Genomic DNA, 24,710 nt, shown 5'->3' on the forward strand with positions numbered 1-24,710 from the left:
CGAATCCCCCGAGAGGTGGAGGGGCGGACCGAAAAGCCGCCCCTCCACCTCTGAATTCCTTGCCTGTATCCGCATTCTCGTGCACTCTGGTGAATTACGCATTGCCCTCCGAGGCCGCCCGGTAGATAAGGGACCCAAGGAAAAGCTAGGGGTCCGTAGGGGGTTTGAAGGGGTTTCTGGGGGACCCTCCCTGTGCAAGGCTGGCGCACGGTCTTGGTTTATGTCTGCAGGGTTATGGGGCGCGCGATGATGAGTGAGTCCGAGGATTTCACGCCCGAGAACACCGAAATGCGGGAGCACGGTCCCGGTGCGGTGTCGGCGTGGCGGGAGCGACTCGCCGACCTGCCCGAGCCCGAGCGTGCCGAAACCGCCCTGGAGTGGGTCGGCGACCTGGTCACGGCCGCGCTCAAGGAGAACGCGCCCGCCCAGCTCGACCCGCACCGTCCCTTCCAGGACCTGGGCTTCGACTCGATCGCCGCGGTCGACCTGCACAGCCGGCTGACCGCCGCCACCGGGCTGCGGCTGCCCGTCACCCTCGCCTTCGACCACCCCACCCCGGCCCAGCTGGCCGCCCATGTGCTGGCCGAGCTCGGCCTCGCCGAGGGCCCCGACACCGCGACGGTCGTCCCCGGCGCCGCCTTCGCCGACGGCGAGCCCATCGCCATCGTCGGAATGAGCTGCCGTTTCCCCGGAGACGTGCGGTCACCGGAAGAACTCTGGGAAATCGTCGCCGGGGCCCGGGATGTCATATCCGAATTCCCCACCGGTCGCGGTTGGGATCTCGCCGGTCTTTACGACCCCGACCCGGAACGGGCCGGCAGCAGCTACGCCCGTGAAGGCGGATTCCTGCACGACGCCGATCGCTTCGATCCGGCGTTCTTCGGCATCTCGCCGCGTGAGGCCCTCGCGATGGACCCGCAGCAGCGACTGCTGCTGGAGACCTCCTGGGAGGCGTTCGAGCGGGCCGGCCTCGACCCCGCACTCTTCCGCGGCGGCCGCACCGGCGTGTTCGTCGGCGCCGAACAGCAGGACTACGGCCCGCGGCTGCACGAGGCCGAAGAGGGCTTCGAGGGCTACCTGGTGACCGGCAACGCCGCCAGCGTCGCCTCCGGCCGCATCGCCTACACCTTCGGCTTCGAGGGCCCCACCGTCACCGTCGACACCGCCTGTTCCTCCTCGCTGGTCGCCCTGCACCTCGCGGTGCAGGCGCTGCGCGCCGGCGAGTGCTCGCTGGCCCTGGCCGGCGGCGTCGCCGTGATGGCCAACCCCGGCTCGTTCATCGCCTTCAGCCGCCAGCGCGGCCTGGCCCCCGACGGCCGCTGCAAGCCGTTCGCCGCGGCCGCCGACGGCACCGCCTGGGGCGAGGGCGCCGGCATGCTGCTCGTCGAGCGGCTCTCCGACGCGCGGAAGAACGGCCACCCGATCCTCGCCGTCATCCGCGGCACCGCCATCAACCAGGACGGCGCCAGCAACGGGCTCACCGCGCCCAGCGGCCCCGCGCAGCAGCGCGTCATCCGCCAGGCCCTCGCCAACGCCGGCCTCACCCCGGCCGAGGTCGACGCCGTCGAGGCGCACGGCACCGGCACCACCCTGGGCGACCCGATCGAGGCGCAGGCGCTGCTGGCCACCTACGGCCAGGAGCGCCCCGAGGGGCAGCCGCTGTGGCTGGGCTCGCTGAAGTCCAACCTCGGCCACACCCAGTCCGCGGCCGGCGTCGGCGGCATCATCAAGATGGTCATGGCGATGCGCCACGAGGTGCTGCCCAAGACCCTGCACGTGGACGCGCCCACCCCGCACGTCGACTGGTCCGCGGGCGACATCGAGCTGCTGACCGAGGCCCGCGCCTGGCCGCGCACCGAGGAGCGGGTGCGCCGTGCCGGCGTCTCCTCCTTCGGCATGAGCGGCACCAACGCCCACGCCGTCATCGAGCAGCCGCCGGCCGCCGACGAGTCCGCCGAGCCGGCCGAGGTCCCCGCCGGGCCCGCCCCCGCCGTCCTGCCCTGGACCCTGTCGGCCAAGACCGAGACCGCCCTGCGCGAGCAGGCGCGGCGACTTGCGGAGCGGCTGGACGCCGAGCCGGAGCTCGCCCTCGCCGACGTCGGCCACTCCCTGGCCACCACCCGCGCCGTCTTCGAACAGCGCGCCGTGCTCGTCGCCGGCGACCGCGCCGGACTCCGGGACGCGCTGCGCGCCCTCGCCGCCGGCGAGCACTCCCCGGCCGTCGTCCAGGGCGCCCCCGTCGCCGGCAAGCTGGCCTTCCTCTTCACCGGCCAGGGCAGCCAGCGGCTCGACATGGGCCGCGAGCTCTACCAGGCGTACCCGGTCTTCGCCGAGGCGCTCGACGACGCCGCCTGGTACCTGGAAGAGCAGCTGGAAGTTCCGCTGCTGGACGTCGTCTTCGCCGAGCAGGACTCCCCCGAGGCCGCCCTTCTCGACCGCACCGACTACACCCAGCCCGCCCTCTTCGCGATCGAGGTCGCCCTCTACCGACTGGTCGAGTCCTGGGGGCTCCGCCCCGACCTGCTCGCCGGCCACTCCATCGGCGAACTGGCCGCCGCCCACGTGGCGGGCGTGCTCTCCCTGGAGGACGCCTGCGCGCTGGTGGCCGCCCGCGGCCGACTGATGCGCGAGCTGCCCGCCGGCGGCGCCATGGTCGCCGTCCAGGCCGCCGAGGAGGAGGTGCTGCCGCTGCTGAACGACCGCGTCGGCATCGCCGCCGTCAACGGCCCCGCCTCCGTCGTCGTCTCCGGCGACGAGGACGCCGTCACCGAGGTCGCCGACGCCTTCCGTCTCCAGGGCCGCAAGACCAAGCGGCTGACGGTCAGCCACGCCTTCCACTCGCCGCTCATGGACGGCATGCTCGACGAGTTCCGGCGCGTCGCCCAGGTGCTGGAGTACGCCCCGCCGCGCATCCCCGTCGTCTCCACCGTCACCGGCCGGCCCGCCACCGCCGAGGAGCTGTGCTCCCCCGAGTACTGGGTGCGGCACGTGCGGGACGCGGTGCGCTTCCTGGACGGCGTGCGCGCCCTCGCCGAGCGCGGCGCCACCACCTTCCTGGAGCTGGGCCCCGACGCCGTGCTCACGGCCATGGCCCAGGACTGCCTGCGGGACGCCGACGGCGCCGTCTTCGCGCCCGCGCTGCGCGCCGCCCGGCCCGAGGCCGAGACCCTGACCCTGGCCGTCGCCCGCGCCCACGTCCGCGGCAGGAAGGCCGACTGGAGCGCCCCCTACGCCGGGACCGGCGCCCGCCGCGTCGACCTGCCCACCTACGCCTTCCAGCGCCAGTCCTACTGGATGGCCACCCCGGCCGCCGCCGAGGTCGCCGTCGCCGTCGACCCGGCCGGCGAGCGGTTCTGGGAGGCCGTGGAGAGCGGCGACCTGAGCGCCCTCGCCGCCGAACTCGACGTCGACCCCGAACTGTCCCTGAGCGCCGCGCTGCCCGCCCTGTCCTCCTGGCGGCGGCAGCGCACCGAGCGCACCCTGGTGGACGGCTGGCGCTACCGCGCCGTCTGGAAGCCGCTGACCGACCGCTCCGGCACCTCGGCCCCCACCGGCCACTGGCTGGTCGTCACCCCGGCCGGCGCCGCCCGCGACTGCGCCGAGGGCGTGGTCCGCACGCTCACCGGGCGCGGCGCCCGCGCCGAGCTGATCGAGCTGGCCCCGGCGGACGGCGCGGACCGCGCGGGCCTCGCCGAGCGGCTGAGCTCCGCGGCCGCCGACGCCGCCGCCGTCACCGGCGTGCTCTCCCTGCCCGCCCTCGACGGCACCGCGGGCCTCCTCGCCACGATGACGCTGACGCAGGCGCTGGGTGACGCGGGCATCGAGGCTCCGCTGTGGGTGGCCACCCGCGGCGCGGTCTCCATCGGCCGCTCCGACGCGCCGGTCGACCCCGCCCAGGCGCAGATCTGGGGTCTGGGCCGGGTGGCGGCGCTGGAGCTGCCGGAGCGCTGGGGCGGACTCATCGACCTGCCCGCCCTGCCGGAGACGCTGGATGAGCGGGCGCTGTCCCGACTCGTCGGGGTGCTGACCGGAACCGAGGACCAGGCGGCGGTCCGCTCCTCCGGCGTGTTCGTCCGCCGGCTCGCGCGGGCGGCCGCGGCCGCCGCGGGGGATGCCGCGGGTTGGCGTGCCGGTGGTTCGGTGCTGGTGACGGGTGGGACGGGTGCGCTGGGCGCTCATGTGGCGCGTTGGTTGGTGGAGCGGGGTGCGGAGCACCTGGTGTTGACCAGCCGTCGTGGCCTGGAGGCGCCGGGCGCGGCCGAGCTGCGTGACGAGCTCGTCGCGCTGGGCGCCCGGGTCACCGTCGCGGCCTGCGATGTGGCCGACCGTGCGGCGCTCGCCGCGCTGATCGCGTCGCTCCCCGAGGAACTCCCGCTCACCGCCGTGGTGCACGCCGCCGGTGTGCTGGACGACGGCGTGCTGGACGCGCTGGACGCCGAGCGGGTCGAGCGGGTGCTGCGCGCCAAGGCCGTGTCCGCGCGGAACCTGCACGAGCTGACCCGCGACCTCGACCTCTCCGCCTTCGTCCTCTTCTCCTCCGTCAGCGGCTCCGTGGGCGCCGCCGGCCAGGGCAACTACGCGGCCGCCAACGCCTACCTGGACGCGCTGGCCGAGCTGCGCCGCGCCGAGGGCCTCCCCGCCACCTCCGTGGCCTGGGGCCCCTGGGCCGGCACCGGCATGGCCGCGGACGAGGCCCTGGAGCAGCGCATGCGCCGCGAGGGCATGCCCCCCATGGCGCCCGCGCCGGCCATCGCCGCGCTCCAGCTCGCCCTCGACCTCGACGAGACCGCCGTGACGGTCGCCGACATCGACTGGGACCGCTTCCCGCGCGTGCTGACCGCCGTACGGCCCAGCCCGCTCATCGCCGACCTGCCCGAGGCCGGGGCCACTCCGGTCGGCGGCACGGACACCGCCCGCGTCGTCACCGACGCCGACATGGCCTCCCCGCTGGGCGAGCGCCTCGCCGGGCTCTCCCCGGCCGAGCGGGACCGGCTGCTGCTGGACCTGGTGCGCACCCACGTAGCCGAGGTGCTCGGCCACAGTGGCGCCGACGCCGTCGAGTCCGGCCGCGCCTTCAAGGAGCTGGGCTTCGACTCGCTCGCCGCCGTCGAGCTGCGCAACCGCCTCAACGCAGCCACCGGTCTGCGTCTTTCGCCGACCCTCGTCTACGACTACCCGACCTCGGTCGCGCTCGCCGAGCACCTCCGCACCGAACTGGTCGGGGCGCGGACCGCCGCCGACAGCGGCGACTCCGCACGGCCCTCCGTGGCCGTCGACGACGACCCGATCGCGATCGTGGCGATGAGCTGTCGTTTCCCGGGTGGGGTGCGGTCGCCGGAGGACCTGTGGTCGCTGCTGACGGCGGGTGCGGACGCGGTCGCGGAGTTCCCGAGCGACCGCGGCTGGGACCTGGAGGGGCTGTACGACCCGGATCCGGACCGGCAGGGCACCTCGTACACGCGTGAGGGTGGATTCCTCTACGACGTGGCCGATTTCGACGCGGCGTTCTTCGGGATCTCGCCGCGTGAGGCGCTCGCCATGGACCCGCAGCAGCGGCTGCTGCTGGAGACGTCCTGGGAGGCGTTCGAACGGGCCGGCATCGACCCGGCGACGCTGCGCGGCAGCAGGACCGGCGTCTTCGCCGGCACCAACGGCCAGGACTACGCCGCGCTGGTCTCCGCCCCGCCGGAGGGTCTTGAGGGCCACCTCGGCACGGGCAACGCGGCGAGCATCGTCTCCGGCCGCGTGTCCTACACCTTCGGCCTGGAGGGCCCGGCCGTCACGGTCGACACGGCCTGCTCCTCCTCGCTGGTCGCCCTGCACCTCGCCGTGCAGGCGCTGCGCCAGGGCGAGTGCACGCTGGCGCTGGCCGGCGGCGTCACCGTGATGTCCACCCCCGAACCGTTCGTCGACTTCAGCCGGCAGCGCGGGTTGGCGGCCGACGGCCGGATCAAGGCGTTCGCGTCCGGTGCCGACGGCACCGGCTGGGGCGAGGGTGTCGGCATGCTGCTCGTGGAGCGGCTGTCGGACGCGCGGCGCAACGGTCACCCGGTGCTCGCGATCGTGCGCGGTTCGGCGGTCAACCAGGACGGCGCGAGCAATGGTCTGACGGCGCCGAACGGTCCGTCGCAGCAGCGGGTGATCCGGCAGGCCCTGGAGGGTGCCGGGCTGTCGACCGCGGACGTGGACGCGGTGGAGGCGCACGGCACGGGGACGACGCTGGGTGACCCGATCGAGGCGCAGGCGCTGCTGGCCACCTATGGCCAGGACCGGGCCGTCGAACAGCCGCTGTACTTGGGCTCGATCAAGTCCAACATCGGCCATACCCAGGCCGCGGCCGGTGTCGCGGGCATCATCAAGATGGTGCTGGCGATGCGGCACGGCGTGCTGCCCAGGACCCTGCACGTCGACGCGCCGACCCCGCACGTCGACTGGACGGCGGGCGCCGTCGAGCTGCTGACCGAGTCGGTGGAGTGGCCGGAGACCGGCCACCCGCGCCGCGCGGGTGTCTCCTCCTTCGGCCTCAGCGGCACCAACGCCCACACCGTCATCGAGCAGGCCCCGGCCGCCGAGACGCCGGACACGGAGGCCACCGCCGAGGTACTGCCCGGCGCGGGCCGCGTGACGCCGCTGTGGACGCTGTCCGCCAAGGGCGCCGACGCGCTGCGCGCCCAGGCCGCCCAGCTGGCCGCCCACCTCCGGGCCCACCCCGAGCTGAGCGACACCGACCTCGCCTTCTCCCTCGCTACCGGCCGCGCCGCGCTGGAAGACCGCGCGGCGGGCGCCGCCGGCGACCGTACGCGGCTCATCGCCGCCCTGGAGGCGCTCGCCGCCGGCCAGAGCACCCCCGACCTGGCCCAGGGCTCGGTCACCGAGGGCAAGACGGCGTTCCTGTTCACGGGTCAGGGCAGCCAGCGGCTGGGTATGGGCCGTGAGCTGTATGACGCGTACCCGGTGTTCGCGGACGCGCTGGACGCGGTCTGCGCGCACCTGGACGGCCACCTTGACCGGCCGCTGAAGGACGTGGTGTTCGGCGAGGACGCCGAGCTGCTGCACCAGACCGGCTACACCCAGCCCGCCCTCTTCGCGATCGAGGTGGCGCTCTTCCGCCTGGTGGAGTCCTGGGGCATCGAGGCCGATGTGCTGTCCGGCCACTCCATCGGCGAGCTGGCGGCCGCCCATGTCTCCGGCGTCCTCTCGCTGGAGGACGCGGCCAAGCTGGTGGCCGCGCGTGGTCGCCTGATGCAGGAACTCCCGGCCGGTGGCGCGATGATCGCGCTCCAGGCGGCGGAGGACGAGGTCCTGCCGCTGCTCACCGAGGGTGTCAGCATCGCCGCCCTCAACGGTCCGACCTCGGTCGTGATCGCGGGCGACGAGGACGCCGCCGTCGCGATCGCGAGCGGCTTCGAGGCCCAGGGTCGTAAGACCAAGCGGCTCACCGTCTCGCACGCCTTCCACTCGCCCCGTATGGACGCGATGCTGGACGACTTCCGCGCGGTCGCCGAGACCCTCACCTACGAGGCTCCCCGTATCCCGATCGTCTCGGGTCTGACCGGCGCGCTGGTCTCCGCCGAGGAGATCACCACCGCCGACTTCTGGGTCCGTCACGTCCGCGAGGCCGTGCGCTTCCTCGACGGCGTGCGCGCCCTGGAGGCGCAGGGTGTCACCACCTTCGTGGAGCTCGGCCCCGACGGCGTGCTCACCGCCATGGCGCAGGAGTGCGCCGAGGGCGAGGACGCGGCGTTCGTCCCCGTGCTGCGCAAGGGCCGTGGCGAGACGGAGACGCTGACGGGCGCGCTGGCCTCGCTGCACGTCCGCGGCGTGACCCCCGACTGGACCGCGTACTACGCGGGTACGGGCGCGGGTCGCGTCGAGCCCGCCGCGCTGGCCGCGCTGCCCACGTATCCCTTCCAGCGGGAGCGCTTCTGGCTGGCCGAGACGGCCGTCGCGGCGGCTGAGACCACCCCGCGCGGTGCCGTCGACGAGAGCTTCTGGGCGGCCGTGGAGCGCGGCGACCTGTCGACGCTCGCCGCCGAGCTCGACATCGACCCGGAGCTGTCGCTCGGCGACGTGCTGCCGGCGCTGGCGGCGTGGCGTCGCCGGCAGGCCGAGCGCGCGACCGTGGCGGGCTGGCGCTACCGCGCCCTGTGGAAGCCGGTGACCGAGCGCCTGGCGGGCTCGCTGACCGGCCGCTGGCTGGTCGTCACCCCGGCCGCCGACGCCGAGGCCGACCGCGACGCCGAGATCGTCCGGGCGCTGACCGCGCGCGGCGCCGAGGTGGCGCGCGTCCAGTCAGGCGCCGAGGACGACCACGCGGGCCTGGCCGCGCTGCTGCGCGCGGCGGCGGACGGCGCCGCCGTGGCGGGCGTGCTCTCGCTGTCGGCGGTCGAGGCCGGCGAGGCCGGGCTGCCGCGCACGGTCGCGCTGGTGCGGGCGCTGGGCGAGGCGGGCGTCGAGGCTCCGCTGTGGGTCGCCACGCGCGGCGCGGTGTCGGTGGGTCGGTCGGACAAGGCCGTGGACCCGGCGCAGGCGCTGGTGTGGGGCATGGGCCGGGTGGCGGCGCTGGAGCTCCCCGAGCGCTGGGGCGGACTCATCGACCTGCCCGCGCTGTCGGAGACGCCGGACGAGCGGGCGCTGGACCGGCTGGCCGGAGTGCTGGCCGGAGCCGGCACGGGCGCCGTCGCCGAGGACCAGCTCGCGATCCGCGCATCGGGCGTGTTCGTCCGCCGGCTCGCGCGGGCGGCCGCGGCCGCCGCGGGGGATGCCGCGGGTTGGCGTGCCGGTGGTTCGGTGCTGGTGACGGGTGGGACGGGCGCGCTGGGCGCTCATGTGGCGCGTTGGTTGGTGGAGCGGGGTGCGGAGCACCTGGTGTTGACCAGCCGTCGTGGCCTGGAGGCACCGGGCGCGGCCGAGCTGCGTGACGAGCTCGTCGCGCTGGGCGCCCGGGTCACGGTCGCGGCCTGCGATGTGGCCGACCGGGAGGCGCTGGCCGCCCTGATCGCCTCGCTGCCGGCCGAGCTTCCGCTGACCGCCGTGGTGCACGCGGCCGGTGTGCTGGACGACGGTGTGCTGACCGGTCTGGACGCGGACCGCATCGAGCGGGTGCTGCGCGCCAAGGCCGTGTCCGCGCGGAACCTGCACGAGCTGACCCGCGACCTCGACCTCTCCGCCTTCGTCCTCTTCTCCTCGCTCGCCGGCTCGGTGGGCGCGGCGGGTCAGGGCAACTACGCGGCCGCCAACGCCTATCTGGACGCGCTGGCCGAGCTGCGGCGCGCCGAGGGGCTGCCCGCGACGTCGATCGCGTGGGGCCCGTGGGCCGGCACCGGCATGGCCGTCGACACCGCGATCGAGCAGCGGCTGCGCCGCGACGGGGTGCCGCCGATGGCGCCGCGGCTCGCGATCATGGCGCTGCAACAGGCCGTCGAGCTCCAGGAGACCGCGGTGACGGTCGCCGACCTCGACTGGGACCGCTTCCTGCCGGAGTTCACCGCCGTACGGCCGAGCGCTCTCCTCGCCGAACTGGCCGCGCCGCACACCGAGTCCGAGACGGCGCCGCACGGCGCGTCCCGCGCGGGCGCCACCATCGGCGGCGGCACGCTGGCCGAGCGGCTGGCCCCGCTGAGCGAGGCCGAGCGCGAGCAGGAACTGCTGGGGCTGGTCCGCGCCCAGGTCGCCGCCGTCCTCGGGCACGGCGGCGCCGACGCGGTCGAGTCCGCGCGCGCCTTCAAGGAGCTGGGCTTCGACTCGCTCACCGCGGTCGAGCTGCGCAACCGCCTCAACGCGGCCACCGGTCTGCGTCTTTCGCCGACCCTCGTCTACGACTACCCGACCGCGGCCGCCCTCGCCGCCCACCTCCGCACCGAGCTGCTCGGCTCCGAGCCCGCGGTGGCCGGTGCCGACGGCATCCCGCCGCTGGTAGCGGTGGACGACGACCCGATCGCGATCGTGGCGATGAGCTGTCGTTTCCCGGGTGGGGTGCGGTCGCCGGAGGAGCTGTGGTCGCTGCTGACGGCGGGCGCGGACGCGGTCGCGGAGTTCCCCAGCGACCGTGGTTGGGACCTGGACGGGCTGTACGACCCGGATCCGGACCGGCAGGGCACTTCGTACACGCGTGAGGGTGGATTCCTCTACGACGTGGCCGACTTCGACGCGGCGTTCTTCGGGATCTCGCCGCGTGAGGCGCTCGCCATGGACCCGCAGCAGCGGCTGCTGCTGGAGACCTCGTGGGAGGCGTTCGAGCGGGCCGGGATCGACCCGGCGACGCTGCGCGGCAGCAGGACCGGCGTCTTCGCCGGCACCAACGGCCAGGACTACCTGTCCCTGCTGATGAAGGCGCCGGACGGGCTTGAGGGCCACCTGGGCACGGGCAACGCGGCGAGCGTGGTCTCCGGCCGGGTGTCGTACACCTTCGGTCTGGAGGGCCCGGCGGTCACGGTCGACACGGCCTGCTCCTCCTCGCTGGTCGCCCTGCACCTCGCGGCCCAGGCGCTGCGCAACGGCGAGTGCGAACTCGCCCTCGCGGGCGGTGTGACCGTCATGTCCACCCCCGAGAACTTCATCGACTTCAGCCGGCAGCGGGGGCTGGCGGCCGACGGCCGGATCAAGGCGTTCGCGGCCGGTGCCGACGGCACCGGCTGGGGCGAGGGTGTCGGCATGCTGCTCGTGGAGCGGCTGTCGGACGCGCGGCGCAACGGTCACCCGGTGCTCGCGATCGTGCGCGGTTCGGCGGTCAACCAGGACGGCGCGAGCAACGGTCTGACGGCGCCGAACGGCCCGTCGCAGCAGCGGGTGATCCGGCAGGCCCTGGAGGGTGCCGGGCTGTCGACCGCGGACGTGGACGCGGTGGAGGCGCACGGCACGGGGACGACGCTGGGTGACCCGATCGAGGCGCAGGCGCTGCTGGCCACCTACGGCCAGGACCGGGCCGTCGAACAGCCGCTGTACTTGGGCTCGATCAAGTCCAACATCGGCCACACCCAGGCCGCGGCCGGTGTCGCGGGCATCATCAAGATGGTGCTGGCGATGCGCCACGGCGTGCTGCCCAGGACCCTGCACGTCGACGCGCCGACCCCGCACGTCGACTGGACGGCGGGCGAGATCGCGCTGCTGACCGAGTCGGTGGAGTGGCCGGAGACCGGCCGGGCGCGCCGCGCGGGCGTGTCGTCCTTCGGCATCAGCGGCACCAACGCGCACACGATCATCGAGCAGGCCCCGGCCGTCGAGGACGAGGCCCCCGAGGCCCCGACCGGCGCGCGGCGCGAGATCGCCCCGCTGCCGTTCGCGCTGTCCGGCAAGGGCGCCGAGGCGCTGGCCGCGCAGGCCGCGCGGCTGCGCTCGTACCTCGACGAGCGGCCCGGGACCGGGCTGCTCGACCTCGCCCACTCGCTGGCCGTCGGCCGTGCCGCGCTGGAGCACCGCGCGGTACTGACGGCGGCCGACCGCGGGGAACTGCTCGCCGCCCTGGAGGCGCTGGCGTCCGGCCAGAGCGCCCCCGGACTGGTCGAGGGCTCCGTCGGCGAGGGCAGGACGGCGTTCCTGTTCACCGGTCAGGGCAGCCAGCGGCTGGGGATGGGCCGTGAGCTGTACGCCGCCCACCCGGCCTTCGCGGACGCCCTGGACGCCGTCTGCGCCCACTTCGACGCGCTCCTGGACCGCCCGCTGCGCGAGGTCGTGTTCGGCGAGGACGCCGAGCTGCTGGACCAGACCGGCTACACCCAGCCTGCCCTCTTCGCGGTCGAGGTGGCGCTGTTCCGTCTGGTCGAATCCTGGGGTGTGAAGGCGGACTTCCTCTCCGGTCACTCGATCGGCGAGCTGGCCGCCGCCCATGTCGCCGGTGTGCTGTCCCTGGAGGACGCCTGCACGCTGGTGGCGGCGCGTGGTCGTCTGATGCAGGAACTCCCCGCCGGTGGCGCGATGATCGCGGTGCGGGCGTCGGAGGACGAGGTCCTTCCGCTGCTCACCGAGGGTGTCAGCATCGCGGCGCTCAACGGTCCGACCTCGGTCGTGATCGCGGGTGACGAGGACGCGGCGGTCGCGATCGCGAGCGGCTTCGAGACCCAGGGTCGTAAGACCAAGCGCCTCACCGTCAGCCACGCCTTCCACTCGCCCCGTATGGACGCGATGCTGGACGGCTTCCGCGCGATCGCCGAGACGCTGACGTACGAGAGCCCCCGTATCCCGATCGTCTCGGGTCTGACCGGCGCGCTGGTCTCCGCCGAGGAGATCACCACGGCCGACTTCTGGGTCCGTCACGTCCGTGAGGCCGTGCGCTTCCTCGACGCCGTCCGCGCGCTGGAGACCCAGGGCGTCACCACCTTCGTGGAGCTCGGCCCGGACGGCGTGCTCACCGCCATGGCGCAGGAGTGCGCCGAGGGCGCGGACGCGGCGTTCGTCCCCGTGCTGCGCAAGGGCCGTGGCGAGACGGAGACGCTGACCGGCGCGCTCGCCGCGCTGCACGTCCGCGGGACCGCCCTGGACTGGGCGGCGTTCTTCGCCGGCACGGGCGCGCGGCGCGTGGAGCTGCCGACCTACGCGTTCCAGCGGCAGCGCTACTGGCCCGCCGCCACCGCGGCGGCCGGCGACCCGGAGTCGATAGGGCTCGGCGGGACGGACCACCCGCTGCTGGGCGCGGCGGTGCCGCTGGCCGACGCGGACGGCTTCCTCTTCACCGGGCTGCTGGCCACCCGGACCCACCCGTGGCTCGCCGACCACGCCGTCATGGGCACCGTGCTGCTGCCGGGCACGGCCTTCGTGGAGCTGGCGCTGCACGCCGGCGCCCAGGTCGGCTGCGAGCGGCTGGACGAGCTGACCCTGGAGGCGCCGCTGGTGCTGCCCGAGCGGGTCGCGGTCCAGCTCCAGCTGGTCGTGGACGGCCCAGACGAGTCCGGCCGCCGCTCCTTCAGCCTGCACTCGCGCCGGCAGGACGCGCTCGCGACCGAGCCGTGGACCCGGCACGCCAGTGGTGTGCTGGCGGCCGCCGCCCAGGACGCGCCCGGCGACCTCGCCGTGTGGCCGCCGCGGGGCGCCACCGCCCTGGCCGTCGACGGCCTCTACGAGGAGCTGTCCGGGGCCGGACTGGGCTACGGCCCGGTCTTCCAGGGGCTCAAGGGCGCCTGGCGGCTGGGGGCCGACCTCTACGCCGAGGTCGTGTTGCCGGCGGCCGAGGAGGTGCCCTCCGTCCGGGGCGCCGAGGCCGACCGGTTCGGACTGCACCCCGCGCTGCTCGACGCCTGTCTGCACGTCATCGGTCTGGACAGCCCGGACCGCGAGGCGGCGCTGGCCGAGGGCGCGCTGCTGCCCTTCGCCTGGAACGGCGTGCGGCTGCTGGCCGCCGGCGCCGGCGCGCTGCGGGTGCGGCTGACCGAGCAGTCGGAGAACGCCGTGTCGCTGCTGGTGGCCGACGGCACCGGGGCGCCGGTCGCCACAGTCGAGTCGGTGGCGCTGCGTGCGGCCTCCGCTGAGCAGGTGCGCGCCGCGCGGAGCGGACTGCACGAGTCGCTGTTCCAGCTGGAGTGGACCGCCGTGCCGGTGCCCGCCGTGGGCACCGGGGGCGGCGACTGGGCCGTGCTGGGCGCCGACGCCGCCGGACTGGCCGAGCTGGAGGCCGCGTTCGGCACCGGCGTCCGGCTGGCCGCGTACCGCGACCTGTCGGTGCTGCGTACGGCCGTCGAGGCCGGGGCGGCCGTGCCGCACACCGTGCTCGTCTCGGGCGGCGGTTCCGGCGACGGCGCCGACGCGGCGGCCGTGCGCACCACCACCCTGGGCACCCTGGACCTGCTCCAGTCCTGGCTGGCCGACGAGCGGTTCGTCGACTCGCGGCTGGTGCTGCTGACGCGCGAGACGGTGGCCACCGAGACCGGGGCGGACATCGCGGAGCTGCCGCTCGCCGCCGCCCGCGGCCTGTTCCGCTCCGCCCAGTCGGAGAACCCCGGCCGGCTGACGCTGCTCGACGTGGACGGCGCGGCCGCCTCGTACCGGAAGGTGCTCGCCGCGCTCGCCGTGGACGAGCCGGAGTTGGCGCTGCGCGACGGCGTGGCGCTGGCGCCGCGGCTGGCCCGGGTGCCGGCCGTGGACGACGAGACCACGACGGCACCCGAGTTCACCCTTGACGGGACCGTCCTGGTCAGCGGCGCCACCGGCCAGCTCGGCGGGCTCTTCGCCCGCCACCTGGCCACGGAGCACGGGGTGCGCCACCTGCTGCTGATCAGCCGCCGGGGCGCCGAGGCCGACGGGGCCGCCGAGCTCACCGCCGAACTGGCCGCGCTGGGCGCCGAGGTGACCTGGGCCGCCTGCGACGTGGCCGACCGCGACGCGCTGGCCGCCGTGCTGGCGGACATCCCCGCCGCGCACCCGCTGACCGGCGTGGTGCACACCGCCGGTGTGCTGGACGACGGCATCCTCGGCTCGCTGACCCCGGAGCGGGTGGCCCGCGTGCTGCGGCCCAAGGTCGACGCCGCGCTCAACCTGCACGAGCTGACCCGCGAGCTGGACCTCTCCGCTTTCGTGCTGTTCTCCGGTGCCGCCGCCGCGTTCGGCGCGCCGGGACAGGCCAGTTACGCGGCCGCCAACGCCTTCCTGGAGGCGCTGGCCCAGCACCGCACCGCCTCCGGACTGCCGGCGACCGCGCTGGCCTGGGGCCTGTGGGCGGGTTCCGGCATGGCCGCCGACCTGGACGAGACGGACCTGCGGCGCATCGCGCGCGGCGGCGTCGCCCCGCTGGCCGCCGAGGAGGGCCTCGCGCTCTTCGACGCCGCCCGCGCGGACGGCACGACCGTGCTCTTCCCGATGCGGCTCGACCACGCGGGCCTGCGCGCCGAGGCCGCGGCCACCGGCACCGTGCCGGCGCTGCTGCGCGGCCTGGTGCGGGTGCCGGTCCGCCGCGCGGCCGTCGCGGCCGCGGTCGCCGACGGCGGCGGGCTGGCCGAGCGACTGCGCGCGCTGCCGACCCCGGCCGAGCGGGACGCCCTGCTGCTGGAGCTGGTGTGCGGCCGCGTCGCAGCCGTGCTCGGCTACGCCGGTCCGGACGCCGTCGACGCGGGCCGGGCCTTCAAGGAGCTGGGCTTCGACTCGCTGACCGCCGTCGAGCTGCGCAACGACCTCAAGAACGTCACCGGGCTGCGCCTCCCCGCCACCCTCGTCTTCGACTACCCGACGCCGACCGCCCTCGCCGGCCACCTGCGGGACGAACTGCTGGGCGCCGAGGAGCCCGTCTCCGCCGCACCGATCGCCGCCCCCGCCGCGCTCGCCGCGGTGGCCGACGACCCGATCGTGATCGTCGGCATGGGCTGCCGCTTCCCGGGCGGGGTGCGCTCTCCGGAGGACCTGTGGCGGCTCGTCGCCACCGGCGGCGACGGCGTCTCCGGCTTCCCCGTCGACCGCGGCTGGGACCTGGACGCGCTCTACCACCCCGACCCCGACCACGCGGGCACCAGCTACACCCGCGAGGGCGGCTTCCTGCACGACGCCGCCGAGTTCGACCCGGCGTTCTTCGGGATCTCGCCGCGTGAGGCGCTCGCCATGGATCCCCAGCAGCGGCTGCTGCTGGAGACCTCGTGGGAGGCGTTCGAGCGGGCCGGCATCGACCCGGCGACGCTGCGCGGCAGCAGGACCGGCGTCTTCGCCGGCGTGATGTACCACGACTACGTCACCGGCATGGACGGCTTCCCGGAGGGCGTCGAGGGCTACATCGGCACCGGCAACGCGGGCTCCATCGCCTCCGGCCGGGTCGCCTACACCTTCGGCCTGGAGGGCCCGGCGGTCACCGTCGACACCGCCTGCTCGTCCTCGCTGGTGGCGCTGCACTGGGCGATCCAGGCGCTGCGCAACGGCGAGTGCACCATGGCGCTCGCGGGCGGCGTGGCCGTGATGGCCACCCCCGAGACGTTCGTCGACTTCAGCCGCCAGCGCGGTCTGTCGACCGACGGCCGCTGCAAGTCCTTCGCCGCGGCGGCGGACGGCACCGGTTGGTCCGAGGGCGCGGGCATGCTGCTCGTGGAACGGCTGTCGGACGCGCGGAAGAACGGCCACCCGGTCCTCGCCGTCGTCCGTGGCTCGGCCGTCAACCAGGACGGCGCCAGCAACGGTCTGACGGCTCCGAACGGTCCGTCGCAGCAGCGCGTCATCCGGCAGGCCCTGGCCAACGCCGGTCTGTCGGCCGTCGAGGTCGACGCGGTCGAGGCGCACGGCACCGGCACCACGCTGGGCGACCCGATCGAGGCGCAGGCGCTGCTGGCCACGTACGGGCGGGAGAAGTCCGCCGACGAGCCGCTGTGGCTGGGGTCCATCAAGTCCAACATCGGTCACACGCAGGCCGCCGCCGGCGTCGCCGGCATCATCAAGATGGTCATGGCGATGCGCCACGGCGTGCTGCCCAGGACCCTGCACGTCGACGCCCCCTCGCCGAAGATCGACTGGGATGCGGGCGCGGTCGAGCTGCTCACCGAGGCCGTCGACTGGCCGGAGACCGGCCGGGCGCGCCGCGCGGGCGTCTCCTCGTTCGGCATCAGCGGCACCAACGCGCACACGATCATCGAGCAGCCCCCGGCCCAGCCGGTCGCCGACACCGCGGCCGTCGCCGTGCCACCGGTCGTGCCGTGGCCGCTCTCGGCCATCGGCCAGGACGCCCTGCGCGACCAGGCCCGCCGACTCCGCGACCACCTGCTCTCCGTCGGCGACTTCGACCCCGTCGACGTCGGCCACTCCCTGGCGACCGGCCGCGCGGCCTTCGAAGACCGCGCGGTGCTGGTGGCCCAGGACCGCGACGGCTACCTCCGTGCCCTGGCGGCCCTCGCCGCCGACGAGCCGGCCACCGGCGTGGTGCGCGGCTCGGTGGCCGGCGGCAGGACGGCGTTCCTGTTCACGGGTCAGGGCAGTCAGCGGCTGGGCATGGGCCGTGAGCTGTACGACGCGTACCCGGTGTTCGCGGAGGCGTTCGACGCGGTGTGTGCCGCGCTGGACGGGCGTCTGGAGCGTCCGCTGAAGGACGTGGTGTTCGGTGAGGACGCCGAGCTGCTGGACCAGACCGGCTACACCCAGCCGGCGCTCTTCGCGGTCGAGGTGGCGCTCTTCCGCCTGGTCGAATCCTGGGGTGTGAAGGCGGACTTCCTCTCCGGTCACTCGATCGGCGAGCTGGCCGCCGCCCATGTCGCCGGTGTGCTGTCCCTGGAGGACGCCTGCACCCTGGTGGCGGCTCGTGGGCGTCTGATGCAGGAACTCCCCGCCGGTGGCGCGATGATCGCCGTCCAGGCGTCGGAGGACGAGGTCCTTCCGCTGCTCACTAAGGGTGTCAGCATCGCCGCCCTCAACGGCCCCACCTCCGTGGTGATCGCCGGTGACGAGGACGCGGCTGTCACGATCGCCGGGACCTTCGAGCAGCAGGGTCGTAAGACCAAGCGGCTCACCGTCTCGCACGCCTTCCACTCGCCCCGTATGGACGCGATGTTGGACGACTTCCGCGCGGTCGCCGAGACGCTGTCGTACGAGGCTCCGCGTATCCCGATCGTCTCGGGTCTGACCGGTGCTCTGGTCTCCGCCGAGGAGATCACCACGGCCGACTTCTGGGTCCGGCACGTCCGCGAGGCGGTCCGCTTCCTGGACGCGGTGCGCACCCTGGAGGCGCAGGGTGTCACCACCTTCGTGGAGCTGGGCCCTGATGGCGTGCTCACCGCCATGGCGCAGGAGTGCGCCGAGGGCGAGGACGCGGCCTTCGTCTCCGCGCTGCGCAAGGGCCGTGCCGAGGCGGAGTCGCTGACCGGCGCACTGGCCTCGCTGCACGCTCGCGGGACCGCCCTGGACTGGGCGGCGTTCTTCGCCGGCACGGGCGCGCGGCGCATGGAGCTGCCGACCTACGCGTTCCAGCGGCAGAGGTACTGGCTGGACGTCCGGCCGAGCGCCGCGGCCGCGCCGTCCGCGACGAGCGACACCGACCGCTTCTGGGAGGCCGTGGAGCGGGAGGACCTCGACTCGCTGGCGGCCACCCTGGACGTCGACGGCGAAGGCGCCCTGGAGGCACTGCTTCCGGCGCTCTCGACGTGGCACCGGCAGCAGCGTGCGCGCTCGGCGGTGGACGGCTGGCGCTACCGGATAACCTGGAAGCCGGTCGGCGACCGCGCGGCCGGTGCCCTGGAGGGCCGCTGGCTGGTCGTCGCCCCGGCGGCGGCCGGGACGCCGTGGGCCGAGGCCGTCGCACGGACGCTGGCCGAGCGCGGTGCCGAGGCACGGCTGATCGAGCTGGGCGCCGGGAGTGACCGCGGGTCGGTGGCCGAGCGGCTGCGGGCCGAGAGCGGCGACGCCGCCGTGGCGGGCGTGTTCTCGCTGCTGGCGCTCGCCGAGGACGGCGGGCTGCTCGCTTCCGCCGCCCTGGTGCAGGCGTTGGGTGACGCGGGCGTGGACGCGCCGCTGTGGGTGGCCACGCGTGGTGCGGTGTCCGTCGGCCGGTCCGACGCGCCGGTGGACCCGGTGCAGGCGCGGGTCTGGGGTCTGGGTCGGGCGGCGGCGCTGGAGCTGCCGGAGCGCTGGGGCGGACTCATCGACCTGCCCACCCTGCCGGAGACGCCGGACGAGCGGGCGCTGTCCCGGCTCGCCGGACTGCTCTCCGACCGTGGCGGTGAGGACCAGCTCGCGGTCCGCTCCGCCGGAGTCTTCGGGCGCCGGTTGGTGCGGGCCTCGGTGCCCGCCGAGGCCGGGCGGACCTGGCGGCCGGGCGCCGGCACGGTGCTGGTCACCGGGGGCACCGGCGCGCTGGGTGCGCGGGTCGCCCGTTGGCTGGTGGGCCAGGGTGCCGAGCACCTGGTGCTGACGAGCCGTCGGGGTCTGGACGCGCCGGGCGCCGCGGAACTCCGTGACGAGCTGGCGGAGCTGGGCGCCCGGGTCACCGTCGCGGCGTGCGACGTGGCCGACCGGGACGCGCTGGCCGCGCTGCTGGCGGACATCCCCGCCGAGCACCCGCTGACCGCCGTGGTGCACACCGCCGGTGTGCTGGACGACGGTGTGCTGGACGCGCTGACGCCGGAGCGGTTCGCGAGTGTTCTGCGGGCCAAGGCGGAGGCCGCGGCCCATCTGGACGAGCTGACGCGTGAGCTGGACCTGTCCGCGTTCGTGCTGTTCTCCTCGATCTCCGGGACGCTGGGCGCCGCCGGTCAGGCCAACTACGGAGCGGCGAACGCCTTCCTGGACGCGCTGGCCGAGCGTCGGCGTGCCGAGGGGCTGCCGGCGACGTCGATCGCGTGGGGTCCGTGGGCCGAGGGCGGCATGGCCGCCGACGAGGCCCTGGAGCAGCGCATGCGGCGCGGCGGACTCCCGCCGATGGACGCCGGTCTCGCGATCGACGCCCTCCAGCGGGCCCTGGACCTGGACGACCCGGTGCTGGCCGTCGCGGACGTCGACTGGTCCCGCTTCGCGCCCGACTTCACGGCCGTACGGCCCAGCCCGCTCTTCGCCGAGCTGCCGGAGGCCCGTCCGGCCCCGGCCGACGCGGCGGAGCCGGGCGCGGCCGCGGGCGGCTCCTCGCTCGCGGAGCGGCTGGCCGGGCTCTCCCCGGCCGAGCGGGACCGCGCGCTGCTGGAGCTGGTCCGCACCCATGTGGCCGACGTGCTCGGGCACGACGGCTCGGGGTCGGTCGGCGCCGACCGGGCCTTCCGCGAGCTGGGCTTCGACTCGCTGACCGCGGTCGAGCTGCGCAACCGGCTCGGCGCCGCCAGCGGCGTGCGGCTGCCGGCGACGCTGGTCTTCGACTACCCGACCGCCGCGTCGCTCGCCGGTTACCTGCGCGACGAGCTGGTGGGCACCGAGAGCGCCGCCACCCCGGAGGCGGCCCCGGCCGCGCCGGCCGACGACGACCCGATCGCGATCGTGGCGATGAGCTGCCGCTTCCCCGGCGGTGTGCGCACCCCCGAGGAGCTGTGGGCGCTGCTCACCTCCGGCGGGGACGCCATCGCGGAGTTCCCGACCGACCGCGGCTGGGACCTGGAGAAGCTCTACGACCCGGACCCGGACCGACAGGGCACCTTCTACGCCCGGGAGGGCGGATTCCTCTACGACGCCGGCCAGTTCGACGCGGCGTTCTTCGGGATCTCGCCACGTGAGGCGCTGGCGATGGACCCGCAGCAGCGGCTGCTGCTGGAGACGTCGTGGGAGGCGTTCGAGCGGGCCGGCATCGACCCGGCCACCCTGCGCGGCACCTCCGCCGGTGTCTTCGTCGGCTCCAACGGGCAGGACTACGACTCCGCGCTGCGCGACATCCCCGAGGGCGTCGAGGGCTACCTCGGCACCGGCAACGCGGCCAGCGTGGTCTCCGGCCGGCTCGCCTACACCTTCGGCCTGGAGGGCCCGGCGGTCACCGTCGACACCGCCTGCTCCTCCTCGCTGGTGGCGCTGCACTGGGCGATCCAGGCGCTGCGCAACGGCGAGTGCTCGCTGGCGCTGGCGGGCGGCGTGACCGTCATGTCCAGCCCCGGCGCGTACATCGAGTTCAGCCGGCAGCGCGGGCTCGCCCCCGACGGGCGCTGCAAGGCGTTCGCGGCGGCCGCCGACGGCACCGGTTGGGGCGAGGGCGTCGGCATGCTGCTGGTCGAGCGGCTGTCCGACGCGCGGCGCAACGGCCACCCGGTCCTGGCGATCGTGCGCGGCTCGGCCATCAACCAGGACGGCGCCAGCAACGGCCTGACCGCCCCCAACGGCCCCGCGCAGCAGCGCGTCATCCGGCAGGCCCTGGCCAGTGCCGGGCTGGCCGCCGGGGATGTGGACGCGGTCGAGGCGCACGGCACCGGCACCCGCCTCGGCGACCCGATCGAGGCGCAGGCCCTGCTGGCCACCTACGGCCAGGGCCGGGACGCGGACCGGCCGCTCCACGTGGGCGCCATCAAGTCCAACATCGGTCACACCCAGGCCGCCGCCGGCGTCGCCGGCGTCATCAAGATGGTGCTGGCCATGCGGCACGGCGTGCTGCCGCCGTCGCTGCACGTGGACGCGCCGACCCCGCACGTCGACTGGTCGGCGGGCGCCGTCTCGCTGCTGACCGAGAACACCCCGTGGCCGGAGACCGGCCGCCCGCGCCGCGCGGGCGTGTCCTCCTTCGGCTTCAGCGGCACCAACGCGCACACCGTGTTGGAGCAGGCGCCCGAGCAGGTGCCGGCCCCGGCCGCCGCCGAGCGGCAGCCGGTGGTGCGGCCGGAGGTGCTCGCCTGGCCGCTGTCGGCCAGGAGCGCCGACGCGCTGCGCGCCCAGGCCGAGCGGCTGCGCGCCCACGTGGCCGCCGACGAGACGCTGCGCCCGCTGGACCTGGCGTACGCGCTGGCCACCACCCGCTCCGCGCTGGAGCACCGCGCGGTGGTCACCGGCGCCGACCGGGAGCGGCTGCTGGCGGGCCTCACGGCGCTGGCGCGCGGCGAGTCCGCGACCCACGTCGTCCAGGGCACGCCCACCGAGGGCCGCACCGCGGTGCTCTTCACCGGCCAGGGCAGCCAGCGGCTGGGCATGGGCCGCGAGCTGTACACGGCGAGCCCGGTGTTCGCCGAGGCGCTGGACGCGGTGAGCGCCGAGCTCGACCGACACCTGGACCGTCCGCTCTACGAGGTGCTGTTCGGCCAGGACGCCGCCGAGCTGGACCGGACGGGCTTCACCCAGCCCGCCCTGTTCGCCGTCGAGGTCGCCCTGTACCGGCTGGCCGAGGCCGCCGGGGTGCGGCCGGACTTCCTGGCCGGCCACTCCATCGGCGAGCTCGCCGCCGCCCATGTCTCCGGCGTGCTGTCGCTGGAGCACGCGGCCTCCCTGGTGGCGGCGCGCGGCCGACTGATGCAGGCGCTGCCCGCAGGCGGCGCGATGATCGCGCTCCAGGCCACCGAGGAGGAGGTCCTGCCGCTGCTGGCCGGCCGCGAGCACGAGCTCGGGGTCGCCGCCGTCAACGGGCCGGAGTCCGTGGTGATCGCCGGTGCCGAGGGCGCGGCGCTGGAGGTCGCGGAGGAGCTCCGCGGCCGGGGCCGCAAGACCAAGCGGCTCACCGTCAGCCACGCCTTCCACTCCCCGCTGATGGACGGCATGCTCGCCGACTTCCGCAAGGTCGCCGAGAGCCTCACCTACGGCGAGCCGCGCATCCCGGTCGTCTCCACCGTCACCGGACGGCTCGTCACCGACGAGCTGGGCGACCCCGACTACTGGGTGCGCCACGCCCGCCAGGCCGTGCGCTTCCTCGACGCGGTCCGCACCCTGGAGGCCCAGGACGTCGCGACCTACCTGGAGCTCGGCCCGGACGGTGTGCTCACCGCCATGGCCCAGGACTGCGTCACCGCCGACGGCGCCGCCTTCGTGCCGGTGCTGCGCGGCGGCCGCCCCGAGCCGGAGACCCTGACCGGGGCGCTCGCGGCCCTGCACGTGCGGGGCGCGGCCCTCGACTGGGAGGCGTGCTACGCCGGCACCGGCGCCACCCGTGTCGCGCTGCCCACCTACGCCTTCCAGCGCCGCCGCTACTGGCTGGAGGGCTCCGCGCAGCCGGCGCGGGGCGCCACGGCCACGGCCGTGGACCCGGTCGACGCCCGGTTCTGGGAGGCGATCGAGGCCGCCGACCTCGGCGCCCTCACCGAGGTCGTCGACCTCGACGCCGAGCAGCCGCTGAGCGCCCTGCTGCCCGCCCTGTCCGCCTGGCGGCGACGCCGGCGCGAGCAGGCCGAACTGGACGGCTGGCGCTACCGGGTGAGCTGGAAGCCGCTGGCCGAGCCGGAGACCGCCGCGCTCGTCACCGGCAGCTGGCTGGTGCCCGTGCCCGCCGAGCACGCCGACACCCAGGCCGTACGGCGGCTCCTGGACGCGCTCGCCGACCGCGGCGCCCGGGTGACCCCGGTGCGGCTGACCGCGGCGGCCGGCCTGGACCGGGCGGCGCTGGTCGACGCGCTGCGCGAGGCCGCCGCCGGCGAGCCCGTCGACGGAGTGCTGTCCCTCCTCGCCCTGGCCGAGCGGCCGCACCCCGAGCACCCCGCGGTGCCCGCCGGGCTGCTGCTCACCTCGGTGCTGGTGCAGGCACTCGGAGACACCGCCGCCCTCGGCTGGGACGCGCCGCTGTGGTGCGTCACCACCGGCGCGGTCGCCACCGCCCCGTCCGAGCGCACCGGAAGCGCCGCCCAGGCGCAGATCTGGGGCCTCGGCCGGGTCGTCTCCCTGGAACACCCGGAGCGCTGGGGCGGCCTCGTCGACCTACCCGCCCCGTCCGCCACGCTCGACGAGCGGACCGCCGACCGGCTGGCCGCCGTCCTCGGCGGCTCCCTCGGCGACGGCCACGAGGACCAGCTGGCGCTGCGCACGGTCGGCATCCTGGCCCGCCGCATCGGCCGCGCCGAGCCGGACACGGCGCCGGGCGAGCCCTGGCGGCCGCGCGGCACGGTCCTGGTGACCGGCGGCACCGGCGCGCTCGGCGCGCACGTCGCCCGCTGGCTGGCGGGCAACGGCGCCGAGCACCTGGTGCTCGCCAGCCGCCGCGGCGCCGACGCGCCGGGCGCGGCCGCGCTGCGTGACGAACTGACCGCGCTGGGCGCCGAGGTCACCCTCGCCGCCTGCGACGTCACCGACCGGGAGGCGGTGGCCGGGCTGCTGGCCGCCGTGCCCGCGCGGACCCCGCTGACCGCCGTGGTGCACACGGCGGGCGCCGGGCAGTTCGCGCCGCTCGCCGAGACCGGCCCGGCGGACGTCGCCGAGGTGGTGGCCGCCAAGGTCGCCGGCGCCGTCCACCTGGACGCGCTGCTCGGCGAGGCCGAACTGGACGCCTTCGTGCTCTTCTCGTCGATCGCCGGCGTGTGGGGCAGCGGCGGCCAGGGCGCCTACGCGGCGGCCAACGCCTTCCTCGACGCGCTGGCCGAGCGGCGCCGGGCCCGCGGGCTCACCGCCACCTCGGTGGCCTGGGGCCCGTGGGCGGACGGCGGCCTGGTCGCCGACGACGAGGCGGCCGAACAACTGCGCCGCCGCGGCCTGCCGGTGATGGCCCCGCACTCCGCGATCGCCGCACTCCAGCAGGCGCTGGACGGCGACGAGACCACGGTGACCGTCGCCGACGTCGACTGGGAGCGTTTCGCGCCCGCCTTCACCGCGGCCCGCCCCCGCCCGCTCATCGCGGACCTGCCCGAGGTCCGCGAGGCGCTGGCGGAACCGGCCGCGGAGGCGACGGAGACCGCCGGCGAGGACGCCGGGTCGCTGGCCGAGCGGCTGGCCGGACTCAGCGGCCCCGAGGCCGCGCAGGCACTGCTCGACCTGGTCCGCACCCATGTCGCGGCCGTCCTCGGCCACGACGGGATCGGGGAGATCCAGGAGGGCCGGGCGTTCAAGGAGCTGGGCTTCGACTCGCTCACCGCCGTGGAACTCCGCAATCGCCTCGACGCGGCCACCGGACGGCGACTCCCGGCCACCCTGGTATTCGACTACCCCACGCCCGGGGCGCTCGCCGACCAGCTGCGTGCGGAAATCCTGGGCGAGGACACCACTCCGGAACTTCCGGCACTCGCGGAAATCGACCGGCTGGAATTCACTCTCACCAACGTCCCCGCCGACAGCGCGGAACGGGCGAAGGTCACGGCGCGACTCGAAGCGCTGCTGCGGACGTGGAACGAGGCCGATAACCCGGCGTCCGGAAACGCGAACGACGACGAACTCGAAATCGATTCGGCCTCCGCCGAAGACATCTTCGACATCATCAACAATGAATTCGGAAGGTCCTGACGTGATGACCGCTCACA

General features: G+C 75.3%; 1 protein-coding gene. It reads left to right on the plus strand.

The genetic code is table 11. The annotated features are described in order from the left end of the window. Positions 1–246 precede the first annotated feature (246 nt). Complete coding sequence (locus LRS74_RS22450; protein WP_347178153.1) at positions 247–24,693, plus strand: type I polyketide synthase; 24,447 nt, start codon at positions 247–249, stop codon at positions 24,691–24,693. Positions 24,694–24,710 lie beyond the last annotated feature (17 nt).

Origin of the sequence: Streptomyces sp. LX-29, from assembly GCF_029541745.1 — a bacterium.
Classification (GTDB): domain Bacteria; phylum Actinomycetota; class Actinomycetes; order Streptomycetales; family Streptomycetaceae; genus Streptomyces.

Coding starts and splice junctions, on each gene's coding strand:
- LRS74_RS22450 (WP_347178153.1), top strand. CDS start 247: ATGATGAGTGAGTCCGAGGATTTCACGCCCGAGAACACCGAAATGCGG.